Annotated in this window: 10 protein-coding genes; 6 read left to right on the forward strand and 4 right to left on the reverse strand. The window is 62.8% G+C overall.

From position 1 onward, the window contains the following. Window positions 1–3: 3 nt before the first annotated feature. Complete coding sequence (locus AB5I84_RS05605; protein ID WP_369456066.1) at window positions 4–456, reverse strand: 3D domain-containing protein; 453 nt, start codon at window positions 454–456, stop codon at window positions 4–6. A gap of 245 nt (window positions 457–701) precedes the next feature. Here AB5I84_RS05605 and AB5I84_RS05610 point away from each other — a divergent pair, with 245 nt between their 5' ends. Both AB5I84_RS05610 and AB5I84_RS05615 read left to right on the forward strand, forming a co-directional pair. After that, on the forward strand, window positions 702–2,183 hold the full coding sequence (locus tag AB5I84_RS05610) for a RimK family ATP-grasp domain-containing protein (RefSeq protein WP_369454873.1): 1,482 nt from the start codon (window positions 702–704) through the stop codon (window positions 2,181–2,183). Window positions 2,184–2,255: 72 nt separating this feature from the next. Continuing rightward, a complete protein-coding gene (locus tag AB5I84_RS05615) occupies window positions 2,256–3,713 on the forward strand; it encodes an MFS transporter (RefSeq protein ID WP_369454874.1) in 1,458 nt (485 codons plus the stop codon). Between the two features lie 73 nt (window positions 3,714–3,786). On the opposite strand, the gene AB5I84_RS05620 is transcribed toward AB5I84_RS05615, so the two are convergent. Continuing rightward, window positions 3,787–4,029 (reverse strand): helix-hairpin-helix domain-containing protein, encoded by a 243-nt coding sequence (locus AB5I84_RS05620; protein ID WP_369454875.1) that lies wholly within the window; start codon window positions 4,027–4,029, stop codon window positions 3,787–3,789. A 33-nt stretch (window positions 4,030–4,062) separates the two neighbouring features. Then, window positions 4,063–4,821, reverse strand: a complete 759-nt coding sequence (locus AB5I84_RS05625; protein WP_369454876.1) for a glutathione S-transferase N-terminal domain-containing protein — start codon at window positions 4,819–4,821, stop codon at window positions 4,063–4,065. Window positions 4,822–5,082: 261 nt separating this feature from the next. On the opposite strand from AB5I84_RS05625, the gene AB5I84_RS05630 reads away from it, so the two are divergent. The 4 genes from AB5I84_RS05630 (at window position 5,083) to AB5I84_RS05645 (ending at window position 11,698) form a co-directional block, all read left to right on the forward strand. Next, complete coding sequence (locus AB5I84_RS05630; protein WP_369454877.1) at window positions 5,083–7,263, forward strand: TonB-dependent receptor plug domain-containing protein; 2,181 nt, start codon at window positions 5,083–5,085, stop codon at window positions 7,261–7,263. 174 nt (window positions 7,264–7,437) lie between these two features. Further along, entirely contained in the window at window positions 7,438–8,649 is a 1,212-nt protein-coding gene (locus AB5I84_RS05635; protein ID WP_369454878.1) for an acetyl-CoA C-acetyltransferase, read from the forward strand. A gap of 29 nt (window positions 8,650–8,678) precedes the next feature. After that, window positions 8,679–10,841: a 3-hydroxyacyl-CoA dehydrogenase NAD-binding domain-containing protein gene (locus AB5I84_RS05640; protein WP_369454879.1), complete on the forward strand. Its 2,163-nt coding sequence runs from the start codon at window positions 8,679–8,681 to the stop codon at window positions 10,839–10,841. Between the two features lie 551 nt (window positions 10,842–11,392). Next, on the forward strand, window positions 11,393–11,698 hold the full coding sequence (locus tag AB5I84_RS05645; protein WP_369454880.1) for a transposase: 306 nt from the start codon (window positions 11,393–11,395) through the stop codon (window positions 11,696–11,698). A 100-nt stretch (window positions 11,699–11,798) separates the two neighbouring features. Here AB5I84_RS05645 and AB5I84_RS05650 read toward each other — a convergent pair whose 3' ends face one another. Further along, the gene (locus AB5I84_RS05650; RefSeq protein WP_369454881.1) at window positions 11,799–12,785 is read right to left on the reverse strand and encodes a diaminopimelate dehydrogenase; all 987 of its coding nucleotides are present in this window, start codon (window positions 12,783–12,785) and stop codon (window positions 11,799–11,801) included. Between the last annotated feature and the right edge of the window lie 496 nt (window positions 12,786–13,281).

A 13,281-nucleotide genomic window follows, 5' to 3' on the forward strand; every position in this document is an offset into this window, starting at 1 on the left:
CGCTCAGCGCCGTGGCGCGTTTTGCGGCGCATCACGCCAGCGGATGGTGACCGTACGCACTCCCCAGCGACGGGCGGCCTGTAAATCAGTGCCGTGGTAAACGTCGATTTTCTTGCGCCAGCGCGGATGCATTTTGTCGAGCACCAAGTACTCACCCGGCAAGCCATCAATGGTGACACGGCTGCGGTGGCTCAGGCCCATGTCGAGCAGATCGCGGGACACGGCAATGGCGCGCATCCCCGGCCGCAGCCGGTCGCCCCAGGCCCCCACGCTGACATCGCCCTGGCCCTGGCCTGGCAGTGAGTTGTAAGCCGACGCGGTGACCTGTAGCTGGTGCTCGCCGGCTCCGGCGGCCATGGCGCAGCCGAGCCCTAGCCCCAGCAGCAGCGCGCGGATCACCGGCACACCAGGGGGCAGCAGCACACGCCGGCGGCAGGCACCGAGCGGACAGGGCATCGACACATGGGGATTCCTCTTTTTTACAGCTCGCCAGTATCAGGCAAGGCGCTGAAGGAGGCCAGCAGGGGCGCGCGGAAGCGGGATCTAGGTCTCGCGTTGGCGCCAATGCAGAGAGGCATAAGGGCCGCCGTGCGGCTGTTTTACATCTGTGTCGGCGGACGCTTGTAAAGCCACTGGTGAAGGCGCTCCGCTTGCACCAGAATGCGAGGATTCGATCCCCCACGGTGCCAGCAAGGAGCGCCATGACTCCCGTCATTCTGATCGTTGAAGACCCCCGCGACTGGGCGGCTTATCTGCCTGCCCGCCACCTGATGACCGCCCAGCAGTACCTCGACAGCAACACCCAGTTTGGCAGTGGCCGGGTACAGGTGATTAACCTGTGCCGCAGTTACCGCTATCTGAGCCCCGGCTATTACTGCTCGCTGTTGGCCGAAGGGCGCGGTCACCGGGTGATCCCGTCGGTGCGCACGGTCAACGATTTGTCGCGCAAAGCACTCTACGGACTGCACCTGGAGTCGCTGGAAGCGACGCTCGATAAGGCGATGAAGAAGCGCCGCCAAGACGGCGATCGGCTGACGGTGAAAGTGTTCTTTGGCCACACCGAGCAAGCGGGGTTGGAAGAGCTTGCGCGCCAGCTGTTCGACCAAATGCCGTGCCCGATCCTGCAGGTGGAGTTCCGCCGGCGCGACCATTGGGCGGTGGAGTCGGTGAAGGCCACCAGCTTGCACCAACTGAAAGGCAAGGAAGAGGATGCGTTCGCCGCCGCGCTGGAACAGTTCAATGCCAAGGTGTGGCGCAAGTCCAGCACCCGGCGCAAGTACCGGTATGACCTGGCGATGCTGGTCAATCCGGACGAGAAATTGCCGCCCAGCGATAAAGTGGCGCTGCGCAAGTTCATCCGCGCCGGCGCCGAGCTGGGCATTAACGTGGAGCCGATCGGACGCGCCGATTATCCACGCTTGGCGGAATACGATGCGCTGTTCATCCGTGAGACTACAGCGCTCGGTGACCATACCTACCAGTTCGCCCGCAAGGCCGAGCAGGAGGGCATGGTGGTGATGGACGATCCCGGCAGCATTCTGCGCTGCACCAACAAGATCTACTTCGCCGAGCTGATGCAGGCGCACCAGGTGGCGGTGCCGAAAACCCGCTTCCTGTTCCGCGACAACCGCCATGATGCGGCGGCGCTGGTAGAAGAGCTGGGCTTGCCGGTGGTGCTGAAGATCCCCGACGGCAGTTTCTCGCGCGGCATTAGCAAAGCCGACAGCGTCGAGGCGCTGGACAAGGCGCTGGTGGAGTACTTCAAGCAGAGCGCGGTGGTACTGGCACAGGAGTTTATGTACACCGACTTCGATTGGCGGGTTGGTATTCTCAACAACCGTCCGTTGTTCGCCTGCCAGTATTTCATGAGTAAAGGGCATTGGCAGATCTATAACCATGCCGGTGGCAAAACCCAAGCCGGGCGCGCCCGCACGCTGGCAGTACAGGAAGTGCCGGCCAAGGTGCTGCGCACGGCGCTCAAGGCGGCGCGGCTGATGGGCAACGGGCTGTACGGGGTCGACCTCAAGCAAAGCGGCGACCGGGTGGTGGTGGTGGAGGTGAACGATAACCCCAACGTCGACAGTGGGGTGGAAGACAAGTGGCTGGGTGATGATCTCTATCGCCAGATCATGCTCGAATTCCTACGCCGCATGGAGGGGCGTCGGCTCGGCCTGCCGAGCTGATTGGGGCCGGTTTTACCGGGTTTTTCCCTGACCGTTCGCGGGCACAGGGCAAGTTCGCTAGACTTTGCGCCCATGAAAGCCATGTTGACTTCGGTAGTGGCCCTGTTCGTCAGCCTCGCGCTGTTGCAGGGCGGCACTGCCATGCTCGGTACCCTCATCGCGCTGCGGCTGGGACTGGACGGCGCGTCCCAGCTGATGCTCGGCCTGATGATGGCGTTCTATTCCGCCGGCTTCATCCTGGGCGCCATGCGCGGCGTGGTGGTGATCCGCAAGGTCGGTCATATCCGCGCCTTCGCGGTGTACGCGGCGCTGGCGTGCGCGGCCATCCTGGCTCACCCGATCGTGCTCGATCATGTGGCCTGGCTGGCAATGCGGTTCGTGTTCGGTTTCTGCGTTGCAGGCCTGCTGACGGTGACCGAAAGCTGGATCCACGATCGTGCCACCAACGAAACCCGCGGCAAGTTGCTCGGTGTTTACACCGTTAACTACTACGCGGCGTTCGGGGTCGGCCAGTTGCTGGTCGGACTTGGCAATCCCAGTGATTTCATCCTCTATTCCGGCGTAGCAATGCTGATTGTGCTGTCGCTGGTGCCGCTGGCGCTGACCCAGAGCCTGATTCCCAGTACCCCCACTGACGCCGAAGGCTTGAGTTGGCGGCGACTGGTGCGGCAGGCGCCGGCCGGCACCACCGGTGCCTTGGCCTCTGGTATCGCGCTCGGTTGTTTCCTGGGTCTGGCACCGGTGTATGCGCTGGATTACGGCCTCAGCGTGGCGCAGGTATCCGGCTACATGGGCTTCAGTGTGCTGTGCGCCATTTTTGTGCAGTGGCCTGCGGGCTGGCTGTCTGACCGGCTCGGGCGTTTGCCGGTGGTGGTCGGGCTGCAACTGATTGCGGCATTGGCGGCGCTCGGTACGGCATTGCTGGGTCCGGTGTCGATGGTGGCCCTGTTTGCTTTCTCTGGCGTGTTCTATGCGCTCTCCACCGCGATGTACCCGATGAGCGTTGCGTTGACCACCGACCAGGTAGACAGCAGTCAGATGGTGGCGGCGTGTGCCGCGATGCTGCGCACCTTCGGCATCGGCACCATGGTCGGGCCACTGGTGGCCGCGGCGGCGATGCAGGGGCTCGGCAATGCCAGCCTGTTTGTGTTCTTGGCCGCGGCACTGGTGTTTGCGGCCGGGCTGATTCAAATCCGTTTCCGTGCCAGCGATACCGTGCCGCTGGACGAGCAGGGCGCTTACGTGGCGGTGACACCGGTGTCGTCACCCTTGATGGCGGAAATCGATCCCCGCAACGAGGACTTTGACGCCAACAGCGGCACCGAGCCGAGTGACTGGGATCTGGCTGACAAGCTCGAAATCCTGGTGATGGAAACCGAAGACTTGGTTGAGCAGCGCGTTGAAGAAGCGCTAGAGGAACGGGTTGAGGAAGCGCTGGAAGAGCGGGTTGAGGAGTTGCTGGAAGAGCGGGTGGAAGAATGGCTCGAAGAGCACGGCAACGATCCGAAGCCGCCGCCCGCCGGCAGCTAATGCTACTTGCCATGAAAAAAGGGCCGCAGATGCGGCCCTTCTTCTTGCCCGACGGTCGTCCCTAGGCAGCGCCTCAGCTGTGATCTGGCTGCTGAGCACGGGCCACCGCAGCGGTGAGTGCTGCACGCGCCTGCGGGCTGTTGCGCCAGCAACTGCTGCCGGTTAACGCCGCCCCGGCGGCTAACAGGCTGTCTACGTCCGCGACGGCCAGCGCCGCGAACGAGTCCACCCCCATTTGCTCCAGCCGCTGTACGACGGTGGGGCCGACGCCTTTCAGCGCCAGTAGTTGGGTGCGTTCAGTTGCTGAAAATGCCATCAGCGTGACTCCATCTGGACCGCCAAGGTCGCCTCACGCGCCGTACTGGGCGAGCAGGTAATCCATGATCGCCTGCGACTCGAACAGTTCATCGCCGCTGTTAGGGTCGACCAGATAAGGAATAGCCACCTTGCCGGCCCGTTCCAACAGCGCCAAGCGGTTGCGCTGCTCTGGGCGGTAATCCGGTGCCACCCGTGCGCGCAGTGGCGGCAGTACCCAGTCCATCGCCTGGGTGCGGCCGGACTGGCGCAGGATGTAGGGAATTTCCAGCTCGGTCAGCAGCTCGCGCACGCGGCGGGCAAACGGGCTGGCTTCGAAGCTGTACAGCTCCAGCAGCTCTTCCGGCGGTTGGCTGTGCCGCGCGCGCAGACCCCGACCGGCACGCAGGGCGGACGCGCCGAACGACCCGGCGGTGCTGAGTGCGCGGCTGAGCAATCCGGTGGGAGCGGGGCGATTGCCATAGGTGCTGTACAGGTACTCGATGATGTCATCGGACTCGTACAGCAGCTCGTCGGTGTTCGGGTCTTCCAAGAACGGGAACTGTTCCTTGCCACCGATGCGGGCGACCAGCTCGCGATAGCGGCTGCCACCCTTCGGGCACGGGTAAATCTCCACGTCCAGATCCAGATCAGTCAGGGCCTCGCGCACCCGGCGACAGAACGGGCAGCCTTCCATGTCGTACAGACGCAACAATTCGGCCGGCTGTTTGTGGCCACTGCGACTCTGGATGCCGCGGCCTTGTTCGCTGGCGGAGGCCAACAACGCGGTGCCGATATCGAAAACAGCGCTCATCTCCAACGCTCCTGAGAATCAATGATGGGGCGACACTAGGGGGCCGCGGGAAAGCGGTCAATGCCGCAACGGCTCCAAACCGAGTCTGTGCAGCATTTGGCGGTAAATTTTAACCTGCGGCAGGCGATGAGTACGGCTGTGAAAAAACCGTTCAATTAAACAATTGATAATCATTCTCACTGAAACTATGATCGCCCGGCAGTTTGCGGGGAAGGGGACTCCCAGCAGAACCAGACTTCTTTCTCATCCGGGGACCATCACATGTTGAAGCTCAAATCTCTGCGGCCCGCCGCGGGTTGCTTGTTGCTGTTTGCCGGTTATGCCGGTGCCGAGGCCCTGCCGGTCACCGACGCGCCGCGTGCGCTGGAACCGGTCTTGGTGACCGATGACGTCATTACTCAGGATGCAGCACGGGCGCTCGCGCAGCGCCAGAACAGCGTCAATGCCACAGTGGTGATTGGCCGCGAACAGTTAGCCCAGTTCGGTGATCTGGCGCTGGGCGATGCGCTGCGCCGTATTGCCGGTGTCAGTTTCCCCAACCCCAACCGCGCCCGCGAGCCGCGCCTGCGCGGTGCCAGCCGCGAATACACCCAGACGCTGGTGGATGGCCGCCGGTTGCTGGATGGCAGCTCGGACCGCAGCACCGAGTTGGATCGCATCCCGGTGTCGCTGGTAGAGAGGGTGGAAATCATCCGCACGCCCACTGCGGGCATGGACGGCCAAGGCGCCGCCGGCACCATCAACGTGGTGCTGCGGCGGGACATTGAACAGCCGGCCGGCAGCGTGCAGTTTTCGCTCGGCCACCATGAAGGTCAGGGCAACATCGCCTCGACCACTGTCAACCAAGTGGGGCAGGTGGACCGGCTGTCCTATGCGTTGGCGGTGAACCTGCAGCGCAACCGCCGCGGCGAGGGCAGTGACAGCTACGACTACCGCCCTAACGGTGACCCCAAAAGTGCCTCGCTAGACCGCAATGGTCGCCGCTTGGATCAAGTCAATGTCACCCCACGGCTGATCTTCAACCTCGACCAAAGGGAGCTGACGCTGTCGCCCTATTACCTGCGTACCCGCGAAGACCGCCACAGCGTGGGCGACAAAGTGGCTGCCGATCTGGTCACGGTGAATGAGCGCAGCGTGGAAGACCGTGAGCGTATCCGGGAATTCTGGGGTTCCCATGTTCAGTGGCAACAGCCGTTGGCAGCCGTGTGGGACCTGGATCTGCAGCTGGATCTGCAGCAGGGCAAGGAAGACACCGAACGCAACGGTGTGCGCTATAACGCCAGCGGTGCCATCGATCAGCGCGACCGCCGCGATGCACGCATCGATCTGGCGCGCTATCAAGCCAGCGCTTCGGTGGGCCGTCAGTGGGCCCGCCACCAGCTGCAACTGGGCACCCTGTGGAGCCAGGAGCGGCGCGAGGAAGACAACGCCGAAACCCGCAATGGCGCGCCGCGCCCGCCCAACGCCTCGCGGCAGATGGATGTGCGCGAAGACATCCTAGCCGCCTGGGCGGAATCCACCTGGCAACCGCAGTCCGCGCTGCGGGTGAACTACGGTCTGCGCATGGAGCGCGGTGAAACCCAATCGACGCCGGTCGGTGCGCGCACCTCTAAACAAGACGCCACCGAGCTGTTGCCTTCGGCCAGTGTCGCCTACCGCTTCCACCCGCAGTGGGAAGCTCGCGCTGGCGTGGCCCGCACCCTGCGCCGCTCTGATCTGCGTGACCTGTCGACGCTGGTGGAACAGAAGAGCGGTACCATCGCCAAGCCCGATAAGAGCGGCAACCCAGATGTGAAGCCGGAACGGATCTGGGGCGTGGACCTGGGACTCGACCATTACCTGAGTCAGCTCGGCGGCCATGTCGGCATCAACCTGTTCCACCGCGATGTAGAAGACCGCATTGAAACCATGCTAGTGGACACCAACGGCCGCTGGGTATCGAAACCGGTCAACGCCTCGGAAGGCTATTTTCAAGGCGTTGAGCTGGAAGCGCGGGTACCGGTGGGCGACACCGGGCTCACCACCTGGGGCAACGCCACCTTCATGCGTTCGCGGGTCAAAGACCCGATGACCTCGGAGCGGCGCCGCTTCAGCGACCAACCGGATGCGCTCTACAACGTCGGACTGGATTACTTCATCGCGCCGATGAACCTGACCTTGGGCACTCATTACCACTACATCCCGAGCTACAACACCAAGGTGATGTTGGCCGACGGTGGCCGCCGTGACCTGCGCGAAGAAAGCCTCAACCGGCTCGACTTCTCCGCCCGTTATGCCGCCAGCCGCCAGTTTGAAATTAGTGCTCAGGCCCTTAACGTGACCCGCCGTGCGGGCCGTAGCCACAGCACCGTGTTCAAGCCGGACATGAGCCTCGACAGCAGTAACTTCTCTGACGCCCCATCCGCGCGCGCCTATCAGGTCGCCGCCGTTTACCACTGGTAAGCAGTTCCTCTCCGGTGGCGGCGGCCTGCAAAAGGCCGCCGCCATTCACCCAACAGCTCAAAACAGCTGAGCACTCCTGTCATTGTGACCAAGCGTTTGCTCGGGCATGTTAACCGCCTGTGCCGGGCGGTGGTGCCCGGCAATCCACCGACTGAAGGCGAAAGGACCCTCTCCATGACCGAAGCCTATATTTACGATGCCATCCGCACCCCGCGTGGGCGCGGCAAGAAGGACGGCTCCCTGCATACCGTCAAGCCGCTCGATCTCACCGTTGGCTTGGTGCACGAGTTGCTGGCGCGGTTCCCGAACATGGACCCGAACCGCATCGACGACCTGCTGCTGGGCGTGGTGACGCCGGTGGGCGATCAGGGTGCCTGCATCGCCAAGACCACGGCGCTGGCTGCTGGTCTGCCGGATACCGTGGCCGGTTATCAGCTCAACCGGTTCTGCGCCTCGGGTCTGGAAGCGGTCAACACCGGTGCTCAGAAAGTGGCGTCCGGCTGGGATGAGCTGGTGATGGTCGGGGGCGTGGAATCCATGTCGCGCATTCCGATGGGCTCCGATGGCGGCGCCTGGGCAATGGACCCGCGCACCAACTATCAGACCGGCTTCGTACCGCAGGGCATCGGCGCTGACCTGATCGCCACCCTGGAAGGCTTCAGCCGCGAAGACGTGGACGCCTTTGCGGTGGAATCCCAGCGTCGCGCGGCCCATGCCTGGGAGCAGGGGTATTTCGATCGTTCGGTGGTGCCGGTGAAGGACCTCAACGGCGTGGTGATTCTCGATCGTGACGAGCACGTGCGTCCGGGTACCACGGTGGAATCCCTCGCTGGCCTGCAACCGTCGTTCGCGATGATGGGCGAGATGGGCGGCTTCGACGCCGTGGCGCTGCAGAAATACCACTGGGTAGAGCAGATCAACCACGTTCACCACGCAGGCAACTCGTCTGGCATCGTCGATGGCGCTGCGCTGGTGCTGATCGGTAACGAGCTGGTGGGCAAGGATTACGGCATGACCCCGCGCGGGCGCGTGGTGGCCACCGCGATCAGCGGCGCCGATCCGACCATTATGCTCACCGGCCCCGGTCCGGCGGCGCGCAAGGCACTGGCCAAAGCCGGCCTCACTGCCGAGCAGATCGACCTCTATGAAATCAACGAAGCGTTCGCCTCGGTGGCGCTGCGCTTCATGAAGGATCTGGATCTGCCGGCGGAGAAGGTCAACGTCAACGGCGGCGCCATCGCCATGGGCCACCCGCTTGGTGCCACTGGCGCCATGATCCTCGGCATCGTTCTTGATGAGCTGGAACGCCGCAACCTGCGCTACGGCCTGTGCACCCTGTGTGTCGGCGGCGGCATGGGCATCGCCACCATCATCGAGCGCCTGTAAGCCGCGCCCCACGACCCCGGAGACTTTTCATGACTGAACAAACTGCGATTCGTTGGGACCTCGACGCGGACGGCATCGTTACCCTGACGCTGGATGATCCGAACCAATCTGCCAACACCATGAACGAGCTGTATGGCCGTTCCATGGCGGCCACCGTTGAGCGCCTGCAGCAAGAAAAAGACCAGATCAACGGCATCATCATCACCTCCGCCAAGAAAACCTTCTTTGCCGGCGGTGACCTGCGCGACCTGCTCAAGGCGCGCCAGGAAGACGCCCCGCAATTCCTCGCCAACGTCACTGAGATCAAGCGCCAGCTGCGCGTGATCGAGACGCTCGGCAAGCCGGTAGTGGCGGCGCTGAACGGCACTGCTCTGGGCGGTGGCATGGAAATCGCCTTGGCTTGTCACCATCGGGTGGCGCTGGACAATCCATCGGCCCAATTCGGCCTGCCGGAAGTCACCCTCGGCCTGTTGCCTGGCGGCGGCGGCGTGACCCGCGTGGTGCGCATGCTTGGCATTCAGAACGCGCTGATGAACGTGCTGATGCAAGGCCAGCGCATGAAGGCGGCGAAGGCCAAATCTGTCGGCCTGATCGATGACATTGCCGCCACCCCGGAAGAAATGCTGGAAAAGGCCCGCGCCTGGATCAAGGCCAACCCGTCGTCCAAGCAGCCGTGGGACAAGCAGGGCTTCAAAATCCCCGGCGGCGATCCCAAAGTGCCGGCCTTTGCCATGAACCTGCCGGCATTCCCGGCCAACCTGCGCAAGCAAATCAAAGGTGCCAACTACCCGGCGCCGCTGGCGATCATGTCGGCGGCGGTGGAAGGCGCCCAGGTGGACTTCGACAGCGCTTCCTTGATCGAAGGCCGCTACTTCGTGTCCTTGGTCACCAGTCAGGTGGCGAAGAACATGATCACCGCGTTCTTCTTCAACCTGCAGGCGATCAACGCCGGTGCCAGCCGTCCCAAAGACGTGCCGAAGTACAAGGTTGAGAAAATGGCGGTGCTGGGCGCCGGCATGATGGGCGCGGGCATTGCCTACGTCAGCGCCCGCTCCGGTGCCGAGGTATTGCTCAAGGATGTCTCGCTGGAGAACGCCGAGCGCGGCAAAGACTACTCACGCAAGCTGCTCGACAAGGACGTGTCCCGCGGCCGCCTGACCGCGGAAAAGCGCGATGAAATCCTGGCGCGCATCACCCCCACCGCCGATGCCAACGATCTGGCGGGCGTCGACTTTGTCATCGAAGCGGTGTTCGAGAACACCGAGCTGAAACACAAGGTGTTCCAGGAAATTCAGGACGTGGTGAAACCGGGCGCGGTGCTGGGGTCCAACACCTCCACGCTGCCGATCACCGGTTTGGCGGAAGGTGTGCGCGACCAGGCCAACTTTATCGGCATCCACTTCTTCAGCCCGGTGGACAAAATGCCGCTGGTGGAAATCATCCGTGGCAAGAACACCAGCGATGAAGTGCTCGCTAAGGTGTTCGACTACACGCTGCAGATCAAGAAAACGCCGATCGTGGTTAACGATTCACGCGGCTTCTTCACCAGCCGTGTGATCGGCACCTTCATCAACGAAGCCATCGCCATGGTGGGCGAGGGCATCAGCCCGATTTCCATCGAGCAGGCCGCCACCCAAGCCGGTTACCCGGTGGGCGCGCTGAAGCTGATGGATGAAATCAACATGAAGCTGTCGCTCAAGATCGCCGGTGAATACCAAGCCGCGGCCAAAGCGGCGGGCCAAGAGCCCGTGCAGCACCCGGCGCTGGCGGTAATGGAGCGCATGGTCAACGAATTCCAGCGTCCGGGGAAACTCGATGGCGCCGGTTTCTACGACTACCCGGAGGGCGGCAAGCCGCGCATTTGGCAGGGCTTGTACGATGCCTTTGGTGGCCAGCAGGAGATCCCGCTGCGCGACATGCAGGAGCGCATGCTGTTTGCTGAAGCGTTGGAAACCGCCAAATGTGTGGAGGAGGGCGTGCTGACCTCGGTGGGCGATGCCAACATCGGTTCCATCTTCGGCATTGGCTTCCCGGCTTGGAGCGGTGGTGTGCTGCAGTACATCAACCAGTACCAAGGCGGTCTGAAGGGCTTCATTGCCCGCGCTGAGGAACTGGCTGCCACCTACGGCGCCCGTTTTGCAGTGCCGCAGCTGCTGCGTGACATGGCGGACAAAGGCGAGACCTTCCGCTGAGTCGTCCGGCTATCGGAAAAGCCCGCTTCGGCGGGCTTTTTTGTGGGCGTCAGGTGGCGCTCTGCTGTTTCCGATAATGGGTACTAGGCCGCCGCGTAAGTAAATGGGTGGGGGCTGTGTGAAATGCGGCCGTGTTTTTACTCATCTTCTAAATGTAATAAATTAGAAAATATACCGGTGCCAACACGTTGGATGACAGTGGCCAATGGTGTGGTAATTGGTTTTTCTTTGCTGGAACGACCTTTCGTTTTGATTTTTTGTTGTTGGAGTGACGGGGTTTGTCACTTTTCTGGAACGGCGAAGATGAATAGTGAACTGATTGTAACCTGCTGATTTTGAAGGTGTTGACCTGCATCAAGTCGCTGATGAGAATAGCCGACCTACCGCACGGCAGAGGCGGGCTGCTTCTCCACTTTTAGGTTTTTGTATTCGGGTTGATGAAGAACGAGCGCACTGAGTGCGCAGGGGTAAACACGTCATGCGATTGAATCCGCTGAAATCAGCCATGGGCTGGGACCTCGTTAATGCCGGTCGCTTCCGGGAGGACACCCATGTCTACTGACGAGCGCATCCTCAATGTCCATTTCAAGCTGCAGGTGGTGTCCTGGATCATCAACGACGGGCAGCCGTTAGAGCTGGTGTGCGAGCAGCACGGCCTCTATCCGCCGGCGGTGCGTCGCTGGTTGGAGCAGTACGGCGGTTTACCGGCGCCGGCACCGGAGTCCTGTGATCAGTTGCGTCAGCAATTGCAGGCGCTTGAGGCAGAGAACCTGCGCCTACGTCGTATTAACAGCCGCTTGCAGGCGCTGGTACGCCGTGTACGGCAACAGTTGCGCCTACCGGCACAGACCTGTTGAACCCAGCGTCGTCTGCGTTGGGAAGCGGGCTCAGTCCGCTGGCGGAAACAAAAACGGCCCCATGCGGGGCCGTTTCTCTTGGGCGCTGGCGCGCTTGCAGTCAGAGCAGTTCCTTGCGCAGCTGTGCGGCAGATTTCGGAGACAACAGCCCCGGCGCAATATCGAACACGGTGTAGGCGCCGCATTGTCCGGACTGCTGCAAGCGGTATACCGCCCGCGCATACGCCACCAGCACGCTGGAGGTGAACTCCGGGTTGCTGTCCAGCGCCAACGAAAACTCCATGATTTGACGGGTACTTTCGCCGCTCAGGCCGCTGCGGATCACGAAACCGCCGTGAGGCATTTTGCTGTGCTCGGCGGCCAAGGTGGCGTCGTCGATGATGTGGACGGTGGTGTCGTAGTCGGCAAAGTAGTCCGGCATGGTGACGATGGCGTTGCGCACCTGATCGGCGTCGGCGCCGTCTTCCAGTACCACATAGCATTCGCGCTGGTGCTTCTCACGGGTGCTCAGCTGCGGCTGCTCGCCGCGGCGGACCCGTTCGATCGCGTCCTGCGCGGGCAGCGTGTATTGCACACCGGCTTTCACGCCCGGCACCCGCCGTACTGCGTCGGAGTGGCCTTGGCTGAGGCCCTTGCCCCAGAAGGTGTAGGTTTCGCCGCGTGGCAAAATCGCTTCGCCGAACAGACGGTTGAGCGAGAACAGGCCCGGATCCCAGCCGCCGGACAGCATTGCCACTTTGCCAGCGGCGCGGGCGGGGGCGTCAAGGGTGTCGAAGTACTCGGGGATGCGGGCGTGGGTATCGAAGCTGTCGACGGTGTTGAACAGTGCCGCCAGCTGCGGACCCTGTTCCGGCAGATCGCTTTTGGAGCCGCCGCACAGAATCATCACGTCGATGGCGTCGGTGTAGTCCGCTACCTGAGCCAGTGGCAGCACAGGCACCTCGGCATTGAGTAGGGTGACCGATGCCGGATCGCGGCGGCTGAACACGGCAACCAACTCCAGGTCGGGGGAGTGGGTGATGGCGGCTTCGACGCCGCGTCCCAGATTGCCGTAGCCGGCGATGCCGATGCGGATGCGCGCTGTCATGGGGTGGTCTCCTCTGGCCAGGGCGCGCCGTGCCGGCACGCCGGTAAAGCCGCGCATACTACCATCGGCAAGGCCGCGACCCCACCGCCAATCGCAATCTGCTAGCGTGCGGTAGGAGTTCAAGGGGCAGTGTGAAGCGGGTTGGCGCACAAGGGCTGCCTCGTCGCTGACGGGAGAAAACAAGGTCACCGGCACTGACGGGGCGATGCGCGAGGCAGGGCGGTTGCCTGTTATTTTCCCCGTCGTCCCTGACTAGCCAGCTAGATATCAAGCCGCCCCGCCGACTCGCTGACCTGCTGACCCGCTACCCCCCGGACTAGCTGACTAACCGACTAGCCTTCAAACTGATCCACTGATCCACTGATCCACTGATCCACTGATCCACTGACCCACTGACCCACTGACCCACTGACCCACTGACCCGCGGACTCGCGGACTCGCGGACCCGCGGACCCGCGGACTCGCTGACCCACCGGCCCACCGACCCAGAGATCCA

This window comes from Alcanivorax sp. REN37 (genome assembly GCF_041102775.1).
In the GTDB taxonomy this organism is placed as follows: Bacteria; Pseudomonadota; Gammaproteobacteria; order Pseudomonadales; family Alcanivoracaceae; genus Isoalcanivorax; species Isoalcanivorax beigongshangi.